The organism is Halomonas sp. KM-1 (assembly GCF_000246875.1).
Classification (GTDB): Bacteria; Pseudomonadota; Gammaproteobacteria; order Pseudomonadales; family Halomonadaceae; genus Halomonas; species Halomonas aerodenitrificans.
The window spans coordinates 18,780-40,430 of the sequence record NZ_BAEU01000084.1 but is presented as its reverse complement, the minus strand read 5'-3'; the positions used below and the strand labels follow the sequence as shown (position 1 = coordinate 40,430).

Below are 21,651 nucleotides of genomic sequence, written 5' to 3'. Positions count from 1 at the left end.
GTAAACCGCCGAGGCGCGGCCGATGCGACCGGGCGCCCACAGCTTGGCGAGTACCGGCATCGCCGTTTGCATGAAGGCGATCCCCACCCCCATCAGCACGGTGGCCAGCATGAAGGCGGTAAAGCCCTCGGGCAGGCTGCGCAGCGCACTGCCCAGCGCCATGACGGCGAGCCCCAGCAGCATGCTGGGCAGCGTACCGACCCGCGCCAGCAGCCAGCCGGCCAGCAGGGCGCCGAAGGCCAGGGTGACCAGCGGCAGGCTGGTGGCGATCGCCACCTCGCTGCTGGTAAAGCCCAGCACCGCCTTGAGCTGGGGGATCAGCGGCGGCACCACCAGTACCGTAAGGCGCAGATAGAGCCCCAGGCACCACAGCAGGCCGTAGGCCAGCAGGGCCTGACGCAGCTCGCTCGGCGGCGGGGTGGTGGTGTCCTGAGTCATGCCCTGCTCTCCTGATCCCTTCTGCTACGTCCATAAAGCCGAAACCGGCCAAAGGCCGGTTCGGATCATGCCATGCGGCACAGTTTATTAGCACTCTAACGAAAGTCTAGGGCTGCTCTCTACGCCGAAAGGTGGCCGATACCCAAAGGAATATCAGGCATGGTGAGGTGGCTTGATCAGGCTCTCGGCAGGGATACCGAACATGTCGTGTAGTTTCCAGACCATGGCGAGGGTCAGGTTCCGCTTGCCATTCAGGATCTCATAGACGCGATTACGACGACCAAGAGCGGGCTCGAGATCCTTGGGCGTGAGCCCCTGCTGTTCCATGCGAAACTTGATGGCCTCAATGGGATCCGGCAGGTCCACGGGGAAGTGCTTGGCTTCAAAGGCCTCGATCAGCGTCAGGAGGATCTCGAAGCGGTCGCCCTCCTCGGTGCCGGGCTCCGGCTCATTATCGAAATAGCCAGAAACTTCCCGCAGGGCGGCCTGATAATCGTCCTCGGTACGAATGGGGCGAATATCCATGGGTTACTCCATCTCTACGGTTTCGGCATCGACCTTGTCATACTCCGCGTGCGTGCCGATGAACTTGATGTAGACCGCGCCAAATCGGTAGGCAACGGCGACGATCAGTCGATAGTCGTTACCCTTGATGTTGAACACCACACGCTTGTTGCCCACAGGACTGGCGCTGCGGTATTTGGCCTTGATGTCATGCGCATCTTTCCATTCGGCATGCTTCACCTCATCGACCCAGGCTTCCAATGACGCCTTGGCATCGGGGTGTTGCCGCCAAAAGTCACGCAGATACTTGATGGCGATGATCCTCATAGCGCCAATGATGTCCCAATATGGGACCATGCGCAAGGCGAGAGGTTCCCAGGCTTCTCCGCCGTATCACCAGACCACTGTGATACGGCGAATCAGCCCAGCTCCTCACCCCAGCCCAGCTCTTTCGCCAACGCAAACGCATGGTTGGCTGCCGGTACGCCGGCGTAGATCGCCACGTGCATCAGTACCTGGCGCAGCTCCGCTTCGGAGAGGCCGATGCGCTTGGCGGTCTTGAGGTGCAGTACCAGCTCCTCGCGGCCCAGGGCGGCGAGGATGCCGGTGGTGATCAGGCTGCGTTCGCGGCGGGTGAGGTCGTCGTTGCTCCACAGCTCGCCCCAGGCCAGCCGGGTGATCATCTGCTGGAAGGGGGCGTCGAGGCTGTTGGCGTTCCGGCTGGCGCGGGCGACGTGCTCCTCGCCGAGCACCTGCTTGCGGGTCTCGAGCCCTTCGGCATAGCTCACGCCGCGCTCGCCGACGTCCTCACGCTCGCTGGCCAGCCACAGCAGCAGACGCTTGGCCATGGCAGCGGGGGCTTCCACCGAGGGCACGTGGGCAATACCTTCGAGGATCTCCAGCGGCGCGCCACCGCACTCGGCGGCCAGGGCCTGCAAGGTCTCCGGCGGAGTGGCCACGTCGTCGCTGCCGCCGAGCAGGTGCACGCCGATGTCCGGATGCTCGGCGAGCGGGCCTTTCAGCTTGCCGCGGAAGTCGGTGCGGCCAAGCATTTCGCACAGGCGGGCGTAGGATTCATCATCGCCGCGGCCCATCTGGGTGCACCAGCCGGCCTGGAGTGCCGGTTCGGCCTCGAAGCAGGCCGGCGCGAACCAGCGCGGCACGATATCGCCGGCCATGGCCGCGAGCCCTTCGCTGCGCACGCGCCCGGCGCGGGTGCTCCACAGCTCCTGGTTGCCGATCACCGCGCCGGTGTTGGTCAGGGTGACGGAGTAGAGCCGCTCGGCATGCTCACTGATCAGCTGCTGACCGACCACGCCGCCGATGGAAGTGCCGACGAAGTGGAAGCGCGAGGCACCGGCATGTTCGACCAGCGCCAGCGCCTCCCGGGCCAACGCCGCCGGGGTGATCTCGCCGCCTTCGGCCGGCCAGGCCTGGCTGGCACCGTGGCCGGGCAGGTCCCAGGTCAGCACGCGGTAGCGCGGCAGCAGCGCCGGCAACAGGTCGTCCCATACCGCCTGGCTCATGCCCAGCGGATGCGCCAGCACCACCAGCGGCAGCGCCTCGGGGCCGAGCAGGCGATAGGCGACGCTGCGGCCGTCGACGTTCAGAAATGCCATGTTCCTTCTCCCTGCAGTGCAACGGGAAAAGCCGGCGGTTCATCACCACCGGCCTCGGTTCCAATCTCAGTCTCGCTTAGACCCTTTCGATCAGGGTAGCGATACCCTGCCCCACGCCCACGCACATGGTGCACAGCGCGTAGCGCTTGCCGGTGCGCTGCAGCTCGTGGGCGGCGGTGAGCAGCAGGCGCGCGCCGGACATGCCCAGCGGGTGGCCGAGTGCAATGGCGCCGCCGTTGGGGTTGACCCGCGGGTCGTCGTCGGCGAGCCCCAGGTCCCGCGTGCAGGCCAGGGCCTGGGCGGCGAAGGCCTCGTTGAACTCGAAGATGTCGATCTCGTCCATGGTCACGCCGGTGCGCTCGAGCAGCTTGCGTACCGCCGGCACCGGGCCGTAGCCCATGATGCGCGGTTCGACGCCGGCCGTGGCCATGCCGATGATCCGGGCCATGGGCTTGAGGCCATGTTGCTCTACCGCGGCCTGGCTTGCCACCAGCATGGCGGCGGCGCCGTCATTGACACCGGAGGCGTTGCCTGCAGTGATGCTGCCGCCTTCGCGGAACGGTGTCGGCAGCCCGGCCAGCTTCTCCAGGGTGGTCTCACGCGGGTGCTCGTCGGTGTCGAACACCAGCGGCTCCTGCTTGCGCCGGGGGATCTCGATGGGCGTGATCTCGATGGCGAAGCGGCCAGCCTTCTGCGCGGCGGCGGCCTTCTGCTGGGAGCGCAGGGCGAAGGCGTCCTGGTCCTCGCGGGAGATGTTGAACTGCTCGGCCACGTTCTCGGCGGTCTCCGGCATGGAGTCGATGCCGTAGGCCTTCTTCATCAGCGGATTGACGAAGCGCCAGCCGATGGTGGTGTCCTCGATCTTCTGACCGCGGGAGAAGGCACTGTCGGCCTTGCCCAGCACGTAGGGCGCGCGGGACATGGACTCCACGCCGCCGGCCAGGGCCAGCTCCATCTCGCCGGCCTTGACGGCACGGAAGGCGGTACCCACCGCGTCCATGCCGGAGCCGCACAGGCGGTTCATGGTGGTGCCGGGCACCGAGGTGGGCAGGCCCGCCAGCAGGGCGGACATGCGCGCCACGTTGCGGTTGTCTTCACCGGCCTGGTTGGCGCAGCCCATGAAGACCTCTTCGATGGCGGCCGGGTCGAGATCCGGTGCCTCGGCCAGCACCGCCTTGAAGATGGTGGCGGCGAAGTCGTCGGGGCGCACGCTGGCCAGGGTGCCGCCGAAGCGGCCGATGGCGCTGCGCCGCGGATGGCAAAGGAATACGTCGGTCATCGTTCTCTCCTGTCCGGCCTACTGGCCACTATGGGCGCGGGCGGTACGATCCTTGAGCTCACGCAGGACGTCGAGCTCGCGGGCCGAAGGCTCCGGCGTGCTCTCCAGCGTCTCGGCGAAGCGGATCTCCCAGCCGGTGGCTTCGATCACATCCTCGCGGCTCACGCCCGGGTGCAGCGAGACCACCACCAGCTCCTTGGTGTCGGGGTCGGGCTTCATCACGCACAGGTCGGTGATGACCCGGGTCGGTCCCTTGCCGATGTTGGGCACGCCGTCGCGACCCTTGCCGTCGCGGCCGAAGCCCAGGGTGGTGACGAAATCGACCCGGTCGACGAAGGCGCGCTTGGAGTGCTTCAGGGTGATGAACACCTCGCCGGCGTTGGTGGCGATCTCCGGCGCACCGCCGCCGCCCGGCAGGCGTACCTTAGGCTCGCGGTAGTCGCCGATCAGGGTGGTATTGAGGTTGCAGTAGCGGTCGATCTGGGCGGTACCGAGGAAGCCCACGTCGATCTTGCCGCCCTGCAGCCAGTAGCGAAACATCTCCGGCACCGCAACGGTGGTGAGCGCCGTCTCGGCCAGCTCGCCGTCGCCGATGGAGAGCGGCAGCACGTCGGGCTTGGTCTGCAGGGTGCCGGATTCGTAGATCAGCACCACGTCGGGGGCGTGAGTCAGGCGCGCCAGGTTGGCCGCCTCGGAGGGCAGGCCGATGCCGACGAAGCAGGTCATGCCGTTCTCCAGCGCGCGAGCCGCGGTGACGGTCATCATCTCTGACGAGGTGTAGGCCAGGCCCTTATCGACGGTACTCATCAGGCGTTCCCCCCTGCATTCATGACGTTCTCTTCGATCCACCGGGTGAAGGTGTCGCGGTCGCGGGCGATGCCGTCCCACTCCTTGTAGAAGGCGTTGTTGCGCGGGTAGTAGCCGTGGGCATAGGAGGGCAGCGAGCCCTTCTCGGCCACGGCGATGGCGCTGATGGCCCAGCCCGGAATGATGCAGGCGTTGGGGTGATAGTCGGCCTCGGTGCGCAGGTCGTCGACGATCTCCTCCACGGTAACGATGCTCTGCTTCGCCGCCAGCACCGCTTCTTTCTGCACGCCGACGATGCCTTCCACCAGCACGTTGCCGGCGCGGTCGGCCTTCTGCGCGTGCACGATGGAGACGTCAGGGCGCACCGCCGGCACTGCGGCCAGACGCTCGCCGGTGAAGGGGCATTCGATGAACTTGATCTGGTCGTTGACGCTGGGCAGCTCGCTGCCCACGTAGCCGCGCAGCACGGCCAGCGGCAGCCCGGCGGCCCCCGCTTCGAAGGCACAGGCCATGGCGGCGTGGCTGTGTTCGAGGATCTCGACCTTGTGCGGCCAGCCTTTCTCCACCGCATCGCGCAGGCGGTGCAGCGAGCCCACGCCGGGGTTGCCGCCCCAGGAGAAGATCACTTTCTTGGCGCAGCCGGCGCCGATCATCTGGTCGTAGACCAGATCCGGCGTCATGCGGATCAGGGTCAGGTCACGCTTCTTCTGGCGGATGATTTCGTGACCGGCAGCGAAAGGAATCAGGTGGGTGAAGCCCTCCATGGCCACGGTGGCGCCGTCTTCGACGTAGCGTGCCACCGCGTCACGGAGGCTCAGGAATTCGGCCATGGTGTTCTCCTGGGCGCTCTCGTTAAAAGTTCGAATAGCGAACTTTGTTTTGTGATACGAACAAATTACTCCCAAGTCTCGCGGTCGTCAAACTCGCCAGGAATGAAAAAAACGAGGGGAGGCCAGGCCTCCCCTCGTCGGGTGCAATGAAACCGATGGGTTTTCAGGTCGTTATTCGCGCTGGAGCCAGGCAGCGGCACGGCGCACCTGAGCGCGACTGCTACCAAGGTATAAGGCGGGATCGGTGGCCTGATGCAGCGCTTGCGCCTCCACCTGCCCCTGCAGCTCAGGATGAGCCAGCAGCGCATCGGCATAGGCCACGCCCTGCAGGCGGGCCGATTCAGCGGCCTCGGCGCTGATGCGCTTGGCCGCCTCCTGACCCAGTGTGGGCGCCAGCAGGCGCGACACCGGCTCGGCCATGATGCCGCCACCGGTCGCCGCCAGGTTGCGGCGCATGGCCTCGGGGTGCACCTCGAGCCCCTCGAGCAGTACGGCGGCCTGCTCCAGCGCCCCCTCCACCAGCAGCGCGCTATCGAGCAGTGGTGTCCACTCGGAGTGCCACTCGCCCAGGCCGCGTTCCAGCGGTTGGGCCTGGGCATTGAGGATCACCGAGACATGGCCGTGAACCTGCCGCGCCGCGCCGCGGATCAGTGCACAGCGCACCGGGTTGCGCTTGTGCGGCATGGAAGAGGACTCGCCCATGCCCTCGCCGCCAGGCTCGCTCACTTCCCCCACTTCGGTCTGGGTCAGCAGCGCGACGTCGAGCGCCAGCTTCTCGGTGGCGCCGGCCACGGCGTCCAGCGCGGTAGCCAGCGCATGGATCGGCTGGCGGTCGGTATGCCAGGGGAGCACCGGTGCGCTTAGCCCAAGGCGCTGCGCCAGGGCATCCATCAGCTCCAGGCCCAGCCCATCCGAATCGGTTCCATTTGATCCAGGCCCGTCCAAACCAGAATGAACGGCCACCGCCCCGCCGAACTGCACCGGCAGCTCGAGGGTGGCAAGACGACGGCGCGCCTGCTCCAGGCCGATGCCCCAGTGCGCCACCTTGACGCCGAAGGTAAGCGGCAGCGCCTGCTGCATCAGGGTGCGCCCCACCATCACCGTGGTTTCGTGAGCCTGCATCAACGACAGCGCAGCGCTACGGCAGCGCCGCAGCAGCGCGTCCAACGCCGCCAGGCGCGGCTTGAGCATCAGCATCAGCGCCGAGTCGATCACGTCCTGGCTGGTGGCGCCGAGGTGGAAATGGCGCCGCAGCTCGGCGGGCAGCGCTGCGCGCGCCTGCTTGACGAAGGGGATCGCCGCGTTGCCGCCACTGGCCACGCCGGCGCCAATGGCCGTGGTATCGAAGGCGTGCCCTTCGAGTGCCTTACGCATCTGCGCCGCCGTGCCTTCGGGCAGAAGGTCACGCGCCTCCTGCACCACGGCCAGGGCCAGCTCGAAGGCCAGCATGCCGGCCACCATGGCCTCGGCGTTGCATTCGCCCAGCGCAACTTGGCTCATGAAGGGATGCTGAAGCAGGGCGTCGGACATATCATGTCTCCGGTAACATGTTTCCGGTAATAAGGGCGCGGACTCACGGCTTGGTCTTGCCAATCGCTCAGCCTATAGTCGAACAAGTGTTCGTGATTCGAATACTATGCTAGATTGGGTGCAACCCGGGAGCAACTCACGATAACGGAACGATGATGACGACAGAGGAAGAGGTTCTCAGCCCAGACGACCGCGACTTCGTGACCGCCCTGGCCAGCGGACTCGAGGTAGTTCTGGCCTTCGACGAGGCGCACCCGCGCATGACCCTGAGCGAAGTGGCGGCGCGTACCGACATGAACCGCGCCCGCGCCCGCCGCTTCCTGCTCACCCTGCACGCGCTGGGCTACGTGAGGAAGCAGGGCCGTTACTTCGAGCTGGCCCCACGGGTGCTGCAGCTCGGCTACGCCTTTCTCTCCGCCAACAACTATCGTAGCGTGATCCAGCAGGTGCTGGAGGACATCACCGCAGAGAGCGGCGAATCCTCGTCACTGGGCGTGCTCGACGGCGACGCCGTTACCTACGTGGCACGCTCCTCGGCCCCCCATCGGCTGATGGCCATCACCCTCTCGGTAGGCACCCGGCTGCCCGCGGCTCACACTTCCATGGGTCGGGCGCTGCTGGCTCAGCTGCCCGACGCCGAACTGGATGCCTTCCTGGAGCGGGTCACGCTGGAGCGCTACACCGACAAGACCGTGACCGACAAGGCGCTGCTGAAGAAGTGCATTCTCAAGGTGCGCCAGCAGGGCTACGCCATTGCCGACCAGGAGCTCGACTCGGGGCTGCGCTCGCTGGCGGTGCCAGCCTTCGACGCCAACGGCAAGCTGCTCGGCGCGATCAACATCAGCACCAACGCCGCCCGGGTCGATCTCGACACCCTGATGCGGGAATACTTGCCGCTGCTGCAGAGAAAGGCGCGGGAGATTCGCGAAACCGTCAGCTGAATGGCTGCGGATGACGTTTCTTGAACATCGTTCTAGAATAATATTTTTGCCAAGCGAGACCTTCCCATGGCGGGCAGCCTGATCGAACGCACCCTGGGCGTGCTGGAAGCCCTTTCCGAAGATGCCAACGGTTTGCCACTGCTGGTCATCGCCGAGCGGCTGGCTATTCCCAAGAGCGCCGCTCACCGTATCTGTCATGAGCTGATTCGCCTCGGCCATGTGCGCCAGGACGCCGCCAGCCAGCGCTATCAGTTGACTACCCGCTTGGTGGCCATGAGTTTTCGCTACCTCTCGAGCACCGGTGCCAGCGACATCGTACAACCCATTCTCGACCGCCTGGCAGAGCAGAGCGGCGAACTGGTACGGCTCTCGGTGATCGAGGGCAACCGGCTGACCTGGATCGCCAAGGCTCAGGGGGCCCGCAGCGGCTTGCGCTACGATCCTGACATGGGCAAGGAGGCGCCGCTGTTCTGCACCGCCAGCGGTCACGCCTGGCTGGCAGCCCTGAGCGATGAGCAGGCCCTCGCGCTGGTGGATACCCAGGGTATGGAGACCGACCACCCACTGGGGCCCAATGCGCCTCGCACCAAGCAGGCGCTGCTCGACCACCTGCGTGAGACCCGTGAGCGCGGCTACAGCTGGACCCACGACAGCATGGGCCCCGGCACCGCGGCCATGGCGGCCCTGGTGCGTCATCCCCTGGACGGGCATCCGCAGGGCGTGCTCAGCATTGCCGGCCCCAGCGTGCGGCTCGACGCCGAGCGGGTCAAGGAGTTGGGGCAGGCGCTGGTTACCGCCGCCCAGGAGCTTTCCCAGGCCACGCCAACTTCACAACTCTTCACCTGACGCACTTCAGCTATAGAGCTCGTGGGAGCCGGGGATAACCTGGGGTTCGCTCATGCTCGCCGCCGGCAAGGAGGCCCCATGCTGGAAATACTCGCCATCACCACGCCGATCTTCCTGCTGATCGGTGCCGGCTACCTGGCCATGGGCACGCGGCTGGTGAACCGGGAGCAAATGCAGGGAGTGGCCACCTTCGTGCTCTACTTTGCCCTGCCGGCGCTGGTGATCCGCGCCGTGACCCAGAACCCCCTCGACGAGGTTCTGCAGCCTCACTATCTGCTGGCCTATGGCCTCGGTTCGCTGGCGGTGTTCGCCTTCGCCCTGCTGTTGACCCTCGGCCTGCAGCGCAAGCCGCTCAGCGAAGGGGCCATTCATGCCCTGGGCATGTCCGCCTCCAACAGCGGCTTCATCGGTTTCCCGGTGGCGGCCATGGTACTGGGCGCCTCTCCGGCGGCGGTTTTTCTGGCGCTGAACATGCTGATCGAAAACCTGCTGATCATCCCGATGGCGCTGATTCTCGCCGAGGTGGGTCGCCAGCGCGGCGCCGGCATCGCCACGGTAGCGCGCAAGACGCTCTTCCGCCTGATACGCAACCCCATTCTGGTAGGGCTGGCACTGGGCCTGCTGCTGGCGGTGACCGACACCGCCCTGCCCCGACCGCTGGCCCAGGCCGTCGACATGCTGGCCAACGCCTCCGGCCCCGCGGCGCTGTTCGTCATCGGCGGCACCCTGTTCGGCCTCCAGGTGCGCGGCATGATGAACGACGTAGGCCAAATCGTGGCGGGCAAGCTGATCCTGCATCCGCTAGCGGTGCTCGGCGTCTTCCTGTTGATACCGGAGGCGGACCCCATGCTGCTGGCCGGTGCGCTGCTGTTTGCCTGCGCCCCCATGATCAGCGTCTTCCCACTGCTGGGCCAGCGCTATGGCCTGGCCGGCGTCAGCGCCGCCACGCTGATGGTCGCCACCCTGGCCGCCTTCGTGACACTGAGCATGGGCATTTGGTTGATGGACCTCGCCAGCCTGCTACCCACCCGTTGATGCCGCCTACCGTCTCATCAGGAAAAATGTTTGTCTGCTATTGAAAAAACTGGAACATAGTTCTAGATTCAATAGAACCAAGTTCCAGCGAGAATATGAATGACCGATTCGCGATACGACTATGACCTGGTAGTGGTGGGCTCGGGTGCCGCAGGCCTCGCCGCTGCCGTCACTGCGGCCCATCACGGCCTGAAAGTGGCGGTGGTGGAAAAAGCCGATACCCTGGGCGGCGCCACTGCCTGGTCCGGCGGCTGGATGTGGGCGCCGCTCAATCCCCTGGCCCGCGCCGCCGGTATCGTCGAAGAGGCGGAAACGGTGCGCACCTATCTCCGCGCAGAGCTGGGCGAGCGCTACGACGCGGCAAAGATCGACGCCTTTCTCGATGGCGCACCGCGGATGGTCGAGTTCTTTCATGAGAAGACCGCATTGCAGTTCACCGACGGGAACGCCATTGCCGACATCCATGGCGACACGCCCGGCGCCGGCACCGGCGGGCGCTCGGTGATTGCCGCCCCTTTCGATGGCCGCAAGATTGCGCCTGGAACGCTGAAAAAGCTGCGCAGGACCATGCCCGAGACCGCGTTCCTGGGCATGCCGATCCAGGCCGGTCCGGATCTGGCGGCGTTCCTCACCTGCACGCGTTCCTTGAAGTCGTTTGCACATGTCGCCCGGCGCTTGGCTCGTCACTTTCTTGACCTGGCCCGTTACGGCCGTGCCATGCAGCTGGTCAACGGCGTAGCGCTGGTCGGACGACTGGCCAAGTCCGCCGACGACCTGGGTGTGACGTTTCGCGTTTCATCGCCGGTGACACGCCTGATCAAGGCAGGCGAGCGGGTCACCGGCGTGGTGATCGCGGGTCCGCAGGGCGAGGTGACCCTGCACGCCCGACGTGGCGTGGTGCTGGCCGCCGGCGGCTTCCCCTGGGACGTCGAACGTCGACGCGAGCTCTTCCCGCGCACCCCCACCGGCCAGGAGCACTGGCCGCTGCCGCCGCCCACCGCCAGCGGCGACGGCCTGCGCCTGGGTGAGGCGGTAGGCGGTGTGGTGGACAGCAGCCTCCACTCGCCGGTGGCCTGGGCGCCGGTCTCCCTGGTGCCCTGGGGCAACGGCCGTGTCGGCCATTTCCCGCATATCATCGACCGCGCCAAGCCGGGCATCATCGGCGTACTGAAAAACGGCAGACGCTTCGTCAACGAGGCCCACGGCTACTACGACTACGTGGAGGCCATGGTCAAGGCACCCGAAGGTGAGGAAGTCTGTTCCTGGCTCATCTGTACCCACCGCTTCCAGCGGCGCTACGGGCTGGGCATCACTCGCCCGGCGCCGGTGCCCTTTCGTCACTGGATTCGCAAGGGCTATCTCCAGCACGGCAGGACGCTTACCGAGCTGGCACAAGCGTGCGGTATCGATCCAGACGGCCTCGCGGCCACCGTGGCCGAGTTCAACCGCCACGCCGCTCGCGGCGAAGATCCCGAGTTCGGCCGCGGCTCCACGCCCTACAACCGCAAGAACGGCGATGCGGCCCATGGCCCCAACCCCTGCGTGGCCCCCCTGGAGCAGGGCCCCTTCTATGCGGTGAAGGTGGTCCCCGGCTGCTTCGGTACCTTCGCCGGCCTCGAGACCGACGAACATGCCCGAGTGCTTGATGAACATGGAAGCCCCATCGCGGGCCTCTATGCCGCAGGCGCCGACATGGCCAGCATCATGGGCGGCCACTACCCGGCCGGCGGTATCAATCTCGGCCCGGCCATGACCTTCGGTTATATCGCCGGCCTGCATGTCGCCGGCAAGCAGCGCAACGCCGATAGCATGACCGAAGGCGATGCCGCCCATGCATGACACGACATTTTCCCTGGCCGCCCTCACCGTACTCGAGCTGTCGCCGCCGGACATGGTGGAGGTGGCGGCCCGAGCCGGCTATGCGGCTGTGGGCCTGCGACTGATTCCCGCCACGCCGGAAGAGCATCACTATCCTTTGGTCAGCGATACCTCCCTGCGGCGTCAGACTCGGCAGCGGCTGCGGGAGACGGGGTTGAAGGTGCTCGACATCGAGATCCTGCGGCTCAAGCCCGATAGCGACGTGACCCGGGATTTTCGCGAGGTGCTGGAGATCGGTGCCGAGCTGGGCGCCAGCGAGGTGCTGGTGGCGGGTAATGACGACGACGAAATGCGCACCATCGATAATTTCGCCGCGCTGTGTGAGCTGGCTCGCCCGCTGGGCCTGCATCCGCATCTGGAGTTCATGCCCTGGACGGGTGTGCGCAACCTACGCCAGGCACATCGTATCGTGGCTGCGGCACGTCAGGCCGGGCACGCCAACGCCTGCCTGCTGGTGGATGCCTTTCATTTCAACCGCTCTGCCAGCCGCCTGGAGGAACTCGCACACGTGCCGCCGGACTGGCTGCGCTACCTGCAGCTATGCGACGTGGCTGGGCCGATCCCGGCCAGCATGGAAGAGATCCTTCACGAGGCGAGGCAGCAGCGCTGCTTTCCCGGCGACGGCGACATCGATCTCGAGGCACTGCTGGCAACCCTGCCCGCCGGCCGGCCGCTGAGCCTCGAAATACCCACCGAGTCGCTGCGCCGTCAGGGCGTCACCCCGCTGGAGCGAGCCTGCCGGGCCCTCGACAAGGCCCGCCCCCTCGTTCACCAGCGCTGACCCAACGAGTGGCGCCTTACCGGCGCCAGTCTGTTAGCCTGCTACCATTAAGTTTTCTTCAAAGAGATACCCAAGGCCATGTCGACGACCATCGCCACACCCGCCGCCGGGGCTGCAGACCGTCCGCTGCTGGGCATCGCCTTCATGCTGGGCGCGGGCCTGCTGTTCACCCTGCTCGACACCGGGGTCAAGTGGCTCACTCAGAGCTACTCGCCGGTTCAGGTGGTGTGGGCGCGCTATGCGGGCCACATGCTGGTGCTGGGGGGATACTTGCTGATGCTGGGCTGGCCCCGCTGCCGGGCCATCATGGCGTCCGTCGAATCGCTTCCGGGGCAGTTCGTGCGCGGCCTGCTCCTGCTCGCCGCCAGTACCTTCGCCTTCCTGGCCTTCCGCGAGCTGCCGCTGCTGCAGGTCTACGTCATCAACTTCAGCTCGCCGCTGCTGGTTACCCTGCTCGCCATTCCGCTCCTGGGCGAGCGCGTGACGCTGGCTCGCGGGGCCGCGGTCGCCGCCGGCTTCGTCGGTGTAGTGATTGCAGTGGGCCCCGTTGACTGGCGTGCCCAGCCCGCCGCCCTGCTGCCCTTCGGCATGGCCTTGTGCTTCGCGCTCTATCAGTTGGCCACGCGACGCTTCGGGCGCAACGACCATCCGCTGGCGTCGCTGTTCTATGCCGGGCTGGCCGGCGCCATGGTCAGCTCGGTGGTGGTACCCTTCTTCTGGACCCCCATCGCCGGTGGCGATGTGCCGCTGTTCCTGCTGGTCGGCGCCCTGGGTGCCGTCAGCCAGCTCGGCCTGATCATGGCCATGCGCTGCGCCCCGGCATCCCTGGTCTCGCCCTTCCTCTACCTGCAGATCGTATGGGCCACCCTGTCGGGCTACCTGGTGTTCGGTGACGTACCGCTGGTGGAAACCTACTTGGGCGCCGTGCTGATCATCGGCGCGGGGATCTTTCTGGCCACCCGCAAGCGCTGAGCGCCGGCGCTTGCGGTCGACACCTCAGGGCTCCCCCAGAAGCTCACGACGGTAGTGGGCATAGAGAGTGGTAGCCTGTGCATCCACCGCGGCGCGCTTGCCGTCGTCCTCGCAAAACCGCTTGAAGGCATCGATACCCTGGAACACGAACAGGCCCACGCCGCTCATCACCGCCGCGTCGACGGCCTTGGCCGCGGCGACGAACTCGGTCACCGCCGGCACATAGACGGCATCGAAGATCCAGTGATGAGCCGCGATCAGCTCTTTGGGCAGCGGACAGCCGGGACTCTTTTCATGACCGATGGGAGTACAGTTGACCAGGCCGTCGCAGGCCGGCACCGTCTCGGCCAACTGCTCGGGCGTGATGGTGGAAGCAGCGAAGCCCTGGGCCTGCAGCTCCTCGGCCAGCCGTTTCGACTTGGCCGGATCCAGATCCATCAGGATCACCTCCGAGGCGCCGAGGCGCCCCAGGCCAAAAGCCACCGCCTTGCCCACACCACCGGTACCCAGTACCAGCGTACGCCCAGGCTGACGCTCGCCCAGCGTGGCACGGTAGCCGCTGATGAAGCCGGTGAAATCGGTGTTCTCAGCGAAGATACCGTCTGCCTCGAAGACCAGGGTATTGGCAGCACCCACCATGCGTGCGCCCTCGCTGGTACGACCGGCAAGGCGCACCGCTTCCTCCTTCCAGGGATAGGTGACGTTGACGCCCCGGTACCCGGCGGCCACCACTTTACGCACTTGGCTCTCGAGCGAATCGATGGGCTGCTCGTTGGCGTCGAACAGATCGTAAGTGGTGGGAATCTCCGTCAGCCCGCCAAGCCGCACGTGCAAGTCCGGCGAGCTGGAGTTCATGATGGCCTTTCCTATCAGTCCCAGTTTCATAGCGCTGTTTCCTGAACGGGGCGAGCGTGCTGCGCTCGTAGAACTCGAAAATCAATCTCGGATCGGCTTCCAGTGCCGCCGGTTTCAGCCGAACTTCGCCTGAGCGGCGAGGCGTATGCCGGCATTGGCCTCGCCGAATTTCTGGTAGCGCCCACGACGCTCGACGATCTCGAAGAAGAAGCGTCCCGAGAAGGTCTCGGTATAGGCGTGGAGAAAGTCGCCCTCATCGCTGCGGTCGAACAGAATATTGCGCGAGCGCATGGCGTCGAGCAGCGCCGGGTCGATGTCGAAGCGTGCCTCGAGATCGTCATAGTAGTTGCCCGGTATCCGTAGCAGGGGCAGCCCGCGAGCCAGAAGCTCATCCACGGTGGCGATGATGTCGTTACTCTCGAAGGCGATCTGCTGCACGCCGCCGCGAAACTCGCTGAGGAAACGTCCCGGCTGGGTCTCCTGCGCCTGAGAAACGGTGAGCGGCAGGCGTATGCTGCGATCGGGGCTGAGCACCGCCTGGCTGATCATCATGCCGTGCGGATCGACGATCTCGTTCTCGGCTTCGGCGGCAAAGCCGAACACGGTACGGTAGAACAGCTGCCAGCTCAGCAACTGGGTGGCCGGCAGTACATAGGAGAGATGGTCGATGCGCACCAACCCTGCCTCGTTGCGACTCTCCTGGTCGAACAACTCGAAGTCGGTGCGCCACTGCAGGTCGTCTGCCGCCGACTCGTCCACCAGATAGATGAGGCTGCCTTCGACCCCGCGGATCGCCGGGATCTCCATCTCGCCTTCGCCCACCTGGCTGCGGAACAGCGGTGCCTTGAAGGCACGGGCGCGCTCCAGCGCACGCGACACGTCGTCGACCCGAAAGCCCACGGCGCACACCGAGGTGCCGTGCAGCAAGCGGAAGGTGTGGGCGAAGCTGTCGGTTTCGAAATTGAGCACCAGATGGATCTCACCCTGCTTCCACAGTTCAACGTTCTTGGAGCGGTGGCGACCCACGTGACGAAAGCCCAGCGCATTGATGAACTCGCCCAGAGGAGCGGCGCTCTCCTCATCGAGAGTGAACTCGATGAAGTGAACCCCGTGGTAGCGCGGCGCCTGAGGCAGGGTGTCGGCAAGCCCGTGCTGACCAAGATGCTCGAGCCAGATCAGTGAACGAAGCCCATCCAGCGCGGTGACGTCAGCCGGCGCGGCGCGGAAGGCATCGCTGAAAATTTCCAGCGACAGAGGACCGTCGTATCCCGATTTTGCGAGCGCCGCCATGAAATCCTTGAGCGGCAGACGTCCCTGACCGGGGAAACAGCGGAAGTGTCGGCTCCACTGGAGGACATCCATCTCGAGCAGCGGTGCATCGGCCAGTTGGACGAAGAAGATCTTTTCCTTGGGTATCTTGGCGATCGTGGAGAGATCGTGCCCGCGGGAAAGAATGTGGAAACTGTCGAGCACCACGCCGAGGTTGGGGTGATCGGCGCGGCGCACCACTTCCCAGGCATCGCGATAGTCGGAGATATGACGCCCCCAGGCCAGCGCCTCGAAGCCGATCCGGAGGTTGCGCCTGGCCGCACGTTCGGCCAGTTCACGCAGGTCGGCCACGGCCCGCTCCATGTCGTCGCTGGCCTGAGGAGAAACGTTGCTGCAGACGAGCATGAAGTCGGTGCCGAGCTGCTCCATCAGGTCGAACTTGCGCTCGGCCCGCTGCAGGTTGCGGCTGCGCTGCGGCTCGGGCATGGCCTCGAAGTCGCGGAACGGCTGGAAGGCCACGATGGCCAACCCCAGACGCTCGCAGAGCTGACGCACCTCCTCGGGGGACCCATCGAAGGAGAGCAGGTCATTTTCGAAGATTTCCACCCCCTCGAAGCCCGCACGAGCGATGGCTTCGAGTTTGGTCCTGAGGTCGCCGCTCAGGCAGACCGTGGCAATGGCACGCATCTTCTACCTCTCTCGGCCCCATTGTCTGGTCGCAATGGGCAGCCTTGTGGTTGGCTCGAAACCCGCCCCGCTTCTTGATGAGCGGAAATAGAACTTGGTTTCAATGTTCGCATAGCGTTCTTTAGTTCGCAACATGCCTGAACAGAGCATGCCCTTGCCAAGCAACTGCGGCTACCATGGGGATTCGGCGCCCCTGGCGATGCGCGCGCCATTCCGATGATCGGTCTCGGCGAGCATTAAACCTTCGTCGCATAAAACCCTTCGAGCATTGACACTATTGGAAGGGAGTTCTAGTGTTCGCTAAAAGCACTACCGTTCGCAAAGCGAACACATGTTCACTTCTGCAGAGACAGGAGGCCGCCGACGAGCGGCACGCACAACAACCACCCCGGAGGATTCCATGCTCAAGCCACTGTTTACATCACTGGCCGTTTCTCTCGGCTCCCTTGCCCTGGCAAGCAGCGCCCTGGCCGATTATCCCCAGCGCAACATCCAAGGCACCATTCAATGGGGCGCCGGCGGTGCCACCGACAACGTGGTGCGCAGCCTGACCCCCCATGTCGAAGAGATCCTGGGTACTACCATCGTACTGACCAATCGACCGGGCGGTACCGGCGTGATCGGCATGAACCACGTAATGCGCCAGCGCGCCGACGGCTACAACATGCTCTTCGGTGCAGAAAATCCGCAGCTCTACCCGCTGATGGGTCTGGCCGATTTCACCTACGACGACATGCATACCGTCAATATCATCGGCCAGGGGCTGGTGGTAATCGCCGCTCCCGAAGATAGCCCTTTCGATAGTTTCGCCGAGCTGCTCGAATATGCCCACGAGAATCCTAACGAGCTGCGCATGGGCGGCACCGGCGCCGGCGGCCTGCCGAGCACGGTTCACGCCATGATCAACGCCGTGGACGAACTCGACGTACGCACCGTCACCTTTGGCGGCGACGGCCCGGGCATCACCGCCATGCTGGGCGGCCACATCGACTTCATGCCGCTGAGTCTTGCCGCCGCCGGTGAGCAGATTCGGGGCGGCAAGCTGAAGGGGCTGGCCATCCTCACCGCCGAAGAGATCGAATCGCTGCCGGGTGTGCCGCCGATCACCGAAGCGCTGCCCGACATCGAGGGTTTCCTGCCGTGGGGGCCATTCTGGGGCGTCTTCGTGCATCAGGATACCCCAGACGACATCAAGGCTACTCTGGAAGACGCCTATGAGCAGGCCGTGGGCAAGGAGGAGTTCACGGAATTCCTGCAGAACTTCGGTGCCGAGCCGCTCAACCTGCGCGGCGAAGAAGCGCAGGAGTATCTGAGCAACTGGCAATCCGTCACCGCCTGGTCCATGTACGAAGCCGATGCCGATGCGTTGGAAGCCACGCCCGAAGCGCTGGGTATTCCGCGTCCGTAACACGCCCCGTGGCGCAGGGGGGTGGCTCTGTCGCCCCCCTTGGAGTATGTGATGAGCAAGAAAATCGAACGCGTACAGGCCGGCGAGAAGGTCTTCGACTGGCTGCTGCTGCTGCTGAGCATCGGCGTATTGATCGAAGCCTATCGTATCGATGGCGGACTTCGACTCAACTCGGCCGGCTCCTTTCCGGTCGGTCTGGCGCTGGTCATGCTGGTCTCTTCCCTGGCCCTGATCGTCAGCCACCGCTACAAGCGTCGCGACGAGAGCATCAAAAGCGCCCTGCAGGAATTTCAGGTATTTCTCAGCGACCACTTCCGCCCACATATCGTGGTCTTTTCCATTGCTGCCATCATCTACCTGGCCGCCATCGTCTGGGCGAGCTTCTACATCAGTACCTTCATCTTTCTGGCCGCGATGTTCATCTATTTCCGCCAAGGCCGAGTGGTGAGTTCGCTGATCATCACGACAGCTGCCATTGCCGTCATCTACGTCCTTTTCACCGTGGTCTTCCGCGTCTACCTCCCCTGACCCTCGAGGCCTTCGATGAGTGACACTCTCTCCTTCCTGCTCATGGCCTGGCTCAACCCCGGCCTGCTCGGCCTGACCGCCCTCGGCGTGCTGGCCGGTATCTACATCGGCGCCATTCCCGGCCTCTCGGTGACCATGGCGGTGTCGATCCTGATCTCCTTCACCTTTTCCTGGCACATCGACAACGCCCTGGCATTGATGGTCGGCATCTACGTCGGCGGCGTCTATGGGGGATCGCGTACCGCCATCCTGCTCAACATTCCCGGTGCCCCATCGGCGGTAACCACCGCTTTCGACGGCTACCCCCTGGCCCAGCGCGGCGAGGCGGGGCGTGCCATCGGCCTGAGCACCGTGATGTCGGTGATCGGCGGCCTGATCGGCGTGCTGGTACTGGCTGGCACCGCGCCCTATCTCTCCGGGCTGGCACTACAGTTCGCCCCCCGCGATTATTTCCTCATCGCCGTGCTCGGCCTGCTGCTGGTCAGCTCACTCTCCGGCAAGTCGCTGTCACGCGGTATCTTCTCGGTGGCGCTGGGGGCCATCATCGGCCTGGTGGGCATGGACATGGTCACCGCGCAGCCACGCCTCACCCTGGGTCAGATGGAGCTGCTCGGCGGCATTCACTACGTAGTGGTGATGATCGGCCTGTTCGGCGTGGCCGAAGCCCTCTACCAGTTGCACAACCTGGCCAAGGTGCCGGTCAAGCAGAAGGTCGACAAGATCGTGCCGCCGCTGAACATGGTGCTGAAGTTCCTGCCGCTTTCGATACGCACCTCGGTGATAGGGGTCATTGTCGGCGCCCTGCCCGGCACCGGTGGCGACATTGCTTCGCTGTTTGCCTACGATCACGCCAAGCGCAGCGTCAAGAATCCGACTCGGCCCTTCGGCGAAGGCGCCTATGAAGGCCTGGTGGCGCCGGAAACCGCCAACAATGCGGCAGTGGGCGGCGCCTACGTGCCGATGCTGACACTGGGCATGCCGGGCGATGCGGTCACGGCCGTGATCATCGGCGCGCTGGTCATTCACGGGCTCAACCCCGGCCCGATGCTGATGATCGAAACGCCGCACATCTTCTGGTTCACCGTAGGCAATCTGGCCCTGGCGAACATCTTCCTGCTGATCTTCGGCCTCACCGGCATCAAGATCTTCTCGAAGATCGTCGAGGTGCCCAAGGCCGTGCTGATCCCCTTGATTCTGGTGCTCTGCGTGGTCGGCACCTACTCCATCAACAGCAACATGACGGAAGTCTACTGGATGCTCGGCTTCGGCATCCTCGGCTACTGGCTCAAGGTGTTCGGCTTTCAGATGGGGCCCATCATTCTGGGCGTCATATTGGGGCCACTGCTCGACGAGTCCTATCGTCAGGCCATGTCCTCGGTGGGCGACCGCGGCGGCGACTTCCTGCTGGCCCTGGTCAGCAATCCACTGTCGCTGGTGCTGACCAGCGTGATTACCCTGGTACTATTGAGCAACACCCCGCTCAAGGGCTGGCTGTCCCGGCGCTTCGGCAGAGGCTGAAGTACCCCGGCGCGGCCTCACCGCCGCGTCGGCGACCACAAACGAGTGACGAGAGGTGCGAGTGTGACCGGCCCAAACCGCCACCACGCGCTGGTTTTCGACTTCGATGGGGTGGTACTGGATTCGGCCACCCTCAAGCGCCAGGCCTTTGCCGACCTCTATGCCGAGGCACCCGAACCGCAATACCAGGCGGTGTGTGCCTACCTGGGGCGCAAGGGGGGTCAGCCACGCGAGGTCAAATTTCGTCACATCGAGGGCCAGATCTTCGGACGCCCACCCAGTGAAGCGCGCATTCAGGCGCTCTGCGCACGGTTCAAGGCCAGCGTCGAGCAGCGCTTGCTCGAGGCTCCGGCGATTCCCGGTGCCGTGGAATTTCTCTCGCGCTGGGCTACTGTGCGTCCGCTCTACCTGCTCTCGGCCACCCCCGAAGCCGAGCTGAAAGCGATCGTCGCGAAACGCGAGCTCAGTCGCTATTTTCGCGAGGTCATCGGTGCACCTCCCGACAAGGTCACCGGGCTGCGCAACCTCCTGACTCGCCGGAGGCTCGCGGCACAGAAGACGGTCATGATCGGCGACTCATACAATGACTTTCGCGCCGCCCGCTCCAACGGCACTCGTTTCGTCGGCGTCACCGCCGACCCCGAAGCCTCGCCCTTCCCCGATGACACCGTCACTATTTGCGACCTGCATGGCCTGGAGGCAGCCCTGGAGCGGCTGTGAAGGTGCGTGTGCCTCGCCCACGCGAGGCGAGGCATACTTACCCTCGCTCAATCGGCCGGGTAGCCCGGCACCGGCGCATCCCGCTTCAAGTGAGCGACCCAGGACTCGATGCCGGGCAGCCCCGTGGCGGTACTCTGATAGAACTCGCTCATGTCGGGCAGCTCGTGGGCAATGCCCTTGTGGCAGGTAATGCAGGTTGCTTCACCGTCGGCGAGGGTGGTGGAGTGAGCAAGCGCGGCCCGTGAGCTCTGCTGGGTGAAGTCCATGGACTCGAAGTCGTGGCAGTTGCGGCACTCCAGCGAGTCGTTGGCCTCCAGCCTGGCCCACTCCCTTTCCGCCAGCTCGCGCCGCTTGTCCTCGAACCGCTCTTCGGTGCGAATGGTGCCGAAGATCCAGCCCCACACCTCCTTGGAAGCCTCCATCTTACGCCCCATCTTGTGCGTCCAGCCGTGGGGCACGTGGCAGTCGGCACACTGGGCGCCGACCCCGGAGCGGTTGACGTCGTGGATCCTGCCCTGCATTTCACGGTAGGGATTGCGCTCCATCTCATGGCAGGAGATGCAGAACTGCTGGGTATTGGTCGCCTCCACCGCGGTGTTGAACCCACCCCAGAAGAAGATCCCGGCGATGAAGCCGCCAAGCGTCAGGAACCCCAGGCTGAAGTGCATGCTGGGGCGCATCAGGATACGCCAATAGGTGATCAACCAGCGCTTCATTGGCCACCTCCCTCACGCTGCTGCTGGAGCATTTCTCCCAGCACCTCGTCGACGTTGAGGAAGGTGTTGGGAACGATGGGGCTGGCATCGGTCTGCGGCACATGACACTGGGTGCAGAAGTAGCGGTCGGGCGACACCGCCGCCAGCACCTGCTGGTGGCGGTCGCGGAAGTGGCTGATGCTGACCATGGGCGCACCGGCCTGAACCGCATGCTCGCGGCTGTGGCAGGTGAGACAGCGGTTGGCCCGGGTATCGACCTGATAGTCACGGATACCGTGGGGGATGACCGGCGGCTGCTCCGGGTAGTTGAGCACTTCGCGCCCGGCGTCCCGAGGCTCGCCGGCCAACGGCGGTGCCGGCAGGGACTGGCCGAGGGTACCGCCCGGTCGCAGGCCGTCTGGCGCCGAGTCGTCCCGGCGCTCTTCGGCGATAACCAGGCCGGCAACGACCAGCGCCAGCGAGAGACTGAGCATAGTGAGCCATTTCATCG

The 21,651-nt window shown here is 65.1% G+C and carries 22 protein-coding genes; 10 read left to right on the top strand and 12 right to left on the bottom strand.

Annotated elements, in window-relative coordinates:
- The 8 genes from B8115_RS09240 to B8115_RS09205 form a co-directional block, all read right to left on the bottom strand.
- The coding region (locus B8115_RS09240) for an MFS transporter (protein WP_010627503.1) at window positions 1-438 on the bottom strand (438 nt) is incomplete at its 3' end.
- Between the two features lie 153 nt (window positions 439-591).
- Window positions 592-963: a type II toxin-antitoxin system HigA family antitoxin gene (locus B8115_RS09235; RefSeq protein WP_010627502.1), complete on the bottom strand. Its 372-nt coding sequence runs from the start codon at window positions 961-963 to the stop codon at window positions 592-594.
- Between the two features lie 3 nt (window positions 964-966).
- The gene (locus B8115_RS09230) at window positions 967-1,269 is read right to left on the bottom strand and encodes a type II toxin-antitoxin system HigB family toxin (RefSeq protein ID WP_010627501.1); all 303 of its coding nucleotides are present in this window, start codon (window positions 1,267-1,269) and stop codon (window positions 967-969) included.
- Window positions 1,270-1,361: 92 nt separating this feature from the next.
- Window positions 1,362-2,561, bottom strand: coding sequence for an alpha/beta fold hydrolase (locus tag B8115_RS09225; RefSeq protein WP_010627500.1), 1,200 nt, complete (start codon window positions 2,559-2,561; stop codon window positions 1,362-1,364).
- A 76-nt stretch (window positions 2,562-2,637) separates the two neighbouring features.
- Entirely contained in the window at window positions 2,638-3,840 is a 1,203-nt protein-coding gene (pcaF, locus tag B8115_RS09220) for a 3-oxoadipyl-CoA thiolase (RefSeq protein WP_010627499.1), read from the bottom strand.
- Window positions 3,841-3,858: 18 nt separating this feature from the next.
- The gene (locus B8115_RS09215; RefSeq protein WP_202949070.1) at window positions 3,859-4,626 is read right to left on the bottom strand and encodes a CoA-transferase subunit beta; all 768 of its coding nucleotides are present in this window, start codon (window positions 4,624-4,626) and stop codon (window positions 3,859-3,861) included.
- A gap of 20 nt (window positions 4,627-4,646) precedes the next feature.
- The gene (locus B8115_RS09210; RefSeq protein ID WP_010627497.1) at window positions 4,647-5,477 is read right to left on the bottom strand and encodes a CoA transferase subunit A; all 831 of its coding nucleotides are present in this window, start codon (window positions 5,475-5,477) and stop codon (window positions 4,647-4,649) included.
- Window positions 5,478-5,648: 171 nt separating this feature from the next.
- Complete coding sequence (locus B8115_RS09205; RefSeq protein ID WP_010627496.1) at window positions 5,649-7,007, bottom strand: adenylosuccinate lyase family protein; 1,359 nt, start codon at window positions 7,005-7,007, stop codon at window positions 5,649-5,651.
- 152 nt (window positions 7,008-7,159) lie between these two features.
- On the opposite strand from B8115_RS09205, the gene B8115_RS09200 reads away from it, so the two are divergent.
- The 6 genes from B8115_RS09200 (at window position 7,160) to B8115_RS09175 (ending at window position 13,460) form a co-directional block, all read left to right on the top strand.
- Window positions 7,160-7,948: an IclR family transcriptional regulator C-terminal domain-containing protein gene (locus B8115_RS09200; protein WP_010627495.1), complete on the top strand. Its 789-nt coding sequence runs from the start codon at window positions 7,160-7,162 to the stop codon at window positions 7,946-7,948.
- A gap of 66 nt (window positions 7,949-8,014) precedes the next feature.
- A complete protein-coding gene (locus tag B8115_RS09195; protein ID WP_010627494.1) occupies window positions 8,015-8,794 on the top strand; it encodes an IclR family transcriptional regulator in 780 nt (259 codons plus the stop codon).
- A gap of 78 nt (window positions 8,795-8,872) precedes the next feature.
- Window positions 8,873-9,829: an AEC family transporter gene (locus tag B8115_RS09190; RefSeq protein WP_010627493.1), complete on the top strand. Its 957-nt coding sequence runs from the start codon at window positions 8,873-8,875 to the stop codon at window positions 9,827-9,829.
- Window positions 9,830-9,928: 99 nt separating this feature from the next.
- Window positions 9,929-11,668 (top strand): FAD-dependent oxidoreductase, encoded by a 1,740-nt coding sequence (locus tag B8115_RS09185; RefSeq protein WP_010627492.1) that lies wholly within the window; start codon window positions 9,929-9,931, stop codon window positions 11,666-11,668.
- Window positions 11,661-12,488: a sugar phosphate isomerase/epimerase gene (locus B8115_RS09180; RefSeq protein ID WP_010627491.1), complete on the top strand. Its 828-nt coding sequence runs from the start codon at window positions 11,661-11,663 to the stop codon at window positions 12,486-12,488. The genes B8115_RS09185 and B8115_RS09180 overlap by 8 nt, the downstream gene beginning before the upstream one ends.
- Before the next feature lie 78 nt (window positions 12,489-12,566).
- On the top strand, window positions 12,567-13,460 hold the full coding sequence (locus B8115_RS09175) for a DMT family transporter (RefSeq protein ID WP_010627490.1): 894 nt from the start codon (window positions 12,567-12,569) through the stop codon (window positions 13,458-13,460).
- A 24-nt stretch (window positions 13,461-13,484) separates the two neighbouring features.
- Here B8115_RS09175 and B8115_RS09170 read toward each other — a convergent pair whose 3' ends face one another.
- Both B8115_RS09170 and B8115_RS09165 read right to left on the bottom strand, forming a co-directional pair.
- Window positions 13,485-14,345 carry a shikimate dehydrogenase gene (locus tag B8115_RS09170; protein ID WP_010627489.1) on the bottom strand — a complete coding sequence of 287 codons (861 nt, stop codon included), beginning with the start codon at window positions 14,343-14,345 and terminating at the stop codon, window positions 13,485-13,487.
- Between the two features lie 84 nt (window positions 14,346-14,429).
- The gene (locus B8115_RS09165) at window positions 14,430-16,271 is read right to left on the bottom strand and encodes a bifunctional sugar phosphate isomerase/epimerase/4-hydroxyphenylpyruvate dioxygenase family protein (protein ID WP_010627488.1); all 1,842 of its coding nucleotides are present in this window, start codon (window positions 16,269-16,271) and stop codon (window positions 14,430-14,432) included.
- A 400-nt stretch (window positions 16,272-16,671) separates the two neighbouring features.
- On the opposite strand from B8115_RS09165, the gene B8115_RS09160 reads away from it, so the two are divergent.
- The 4 genes from B8115_RS09160 (at window position 16,672) to B8115_RS09145 (ending at window position 20,445) form a co-directional block, all read left to right on the top strand.
- Complete coding sequence (locus B8115_RS09160; RefSeq protein WP_010627487.1) at window positions 16,672-17,679, top strand: tripartite tricarboxylate transporter substrate binding protein; 1,008 nt, start codon at window positions 16,672-16,674, stop codon at window positions 17,677-17,679.
- A gap of 51 nt (window positions 17,680-17,730) precedes the next feature.
- The gene (locus B8115_RS09155; protein ID WP_010627486.1) at window positions 17,731-18,207 is read left to right on the top strand and encodes a tripartite tricarboxylate transporter TctB family protein; all 477 of its coding nucleotides are present in this window, start codon (window positions 17,731-17,733) and stop codon (window positions 18,205-18,207) included.
- 15 nt (window positions 18,208-18,222) lie between these two features.
- Entirely contained in the window at window positions 18,223-19,725 is a 1,503-nt protein-coding gene (locus tag B8115_RS09150) for a tripartite tricarboxylate transporter permease (RefSeq protein ID WP_010627485.1), read from the top strand.
- Between the two features lie 63 nt (window positions 19,726-19,788).
- Window positions 19,789-20,445, top strand: coding sequence for an HAD family hydrolase (locus B8115_RS09145; protein ID WP_010627484.1), 657 nt, complete (start codon window positions 19,789-19,791; stop codon window positions 20,443-20,445).
- Window positions 20,446-20,492: 47 nt separating this feature from the next.
- On the opposite strand, the gene B8115_RS09140 is transcribed toward B8115_RS09145, so the two are convergent.
- On the bottom strand, window positions 20,493-21,161 hold the full coding sequence (locus tag B8115_RS09140) for a NapC/NirT family cytochrome c (protein ID WP_010627483.1): 669 nt from the start codon (window positions 21,159-21,161) through the stop codon (window positions 20,493-20,495).
- Window positions 21,158-21,649 carry a nitrate reductase cytochrome c-type subunit gene (locus B8115_RS09135; protein WP_010627482.1) on the bottom strand — a complete coding sequence of 164 codons (492 nt, stop codon included), beginning with the start codon at window positions 21,647-21,649 and terminating at the stop codon, window positions 21,158-21,160. The genes B8115_RS09140 and B8115_RS09135 overlap by 4 nt, the downstream gene beginning before the upstream one ends.
- Window positions 21,650-21,651: the final 2 nt, after the last annotated feature.

Coding starts and splice junctions, on each gene's coding strand:
- B8115_RS09155 (WP_010627486.1), top strand. CDS start 17,731: ATGAGCAAGAAAATCGAACGCGTACAGGCCGGCGAGAAGGTCTTCGAC.
- B8115_RS09205 (WP_010627496.1), bottom strand. CDS start 7,007: ATGTCCGACGCCCTGCTTCAGCATCCCTTCATGAGCCAAGTTGCGCTG.
- B8115_RS09175 (WP_010627490.1), top strand. CDS start 12,567: ATGTCGACGACCATCGCCACACCCGCCGCCGGGGCTGCAGACCGTCCG.
- B8115_RS09200 (WP_010627495.1), top strand. CDS start 7,160: ATGATGACGACAGAGGAAGAGGTTCTCAGCCCAGACGACCGCGACTTC.
- B8115_RS09140 (WP_010627483.1), bottom strand. CDS start 21,161: ATGAAGCGCTGGTTGATCACCTATTGGCGTATCCTGATGCGCCCCAGC.
- B8115_RS09230 (WP_010627501.1), bottom strand. CDS start 1,269: ATGAGGATCATCGCCATCAAGTATCTGCGTGACTTTTGGCGGCAACAC.
- B8115_RS09195 (WP_010627494.1), top strand. CDS start 8,015: ATGGCGGGCAGCCTGATCGAACGCACCCTGGGCGTGCTGGAAGCCCTT.
- B8115_RS09180 (WP_010627491.1), top strand. CDS start 11,661: ATGCATGACACGACATTTTCCCTGGCCGCCCTCACCGTACTCGAGCTG.
- pcaF (WP_010627499.1), bottom strand. CDS start 3,840: ATGACCGACGTATTCCTTTGCCATCCGCGGCGCAGCGCCATCGGCCGC.
- B8115_RS09150 (WP_010627485.1), top strand. CDS start 18,223: ATGAGTGACACTCTCTCCTTCCTGCTCATGGCCTGGCTCAACCCCGGC.
- B8115_RS09235 (WP_010627502.1), bottom strand. CDS start 963: ATGGATATTCGCCCCATTCGTACCGAGGACGATTATCAGGCCGCCCTG.
- B8115_RS09160 (WP_010627487.1), top strand. CDS start 16,672: ATGCTCAAGCCACTGTTTACATCACTGGCCGTTTCTCTCGGCTCCCTT.
- B8115_RS09185 (WP_010627492.1), top strand. CDS start 9,929: ATGACCGATTCGCGATACGACTATGACCTGGTAGTGGTGGGCTCGGGT.
- B8115_RS09170 (WP_010627489.1), bottom strand. CDS start 14,345: ATGAAACTGGGACTGATAGGAAAGGCCATCATGAACTCCAGCTCGCCG.
- B8115_RS09210 (WP_010627497.1), bottom strand. CDS start 5,477: ATGGCCGAATTCCTGAGCCTCCGTGACGCGGTGGCACGCTACGTCGAA.
- B8115_RS09165 (WP_010627488.1), bottom strand. CDS start 16,271: ATGCGTGCCATTGCCACGGTCTGCCTGAGCGGCGACCTCAGGACCAAA.
- B8115_RS09135 (WP_010627482.1), bottom strand. CDS start 21,649: ATGAAATGGCTCACTATGCTCAGTCTCTCGCTGGCGCTGGTCGTTGCC.
- B8115_RS09190 (WP_010627493.1), top strand. CDS start 8,873: ATGCTGGAAATACTCGCCATCACCACGCCGATCTTCCTGCTGATCGGT.
- B8115_RS09225 (WP_010627500.1), bottom strand. CDS start 2,561: ATGGCATTTCTGAACGTCGACGGCCGCAGCGTCGCCTATCGCCTGCTC.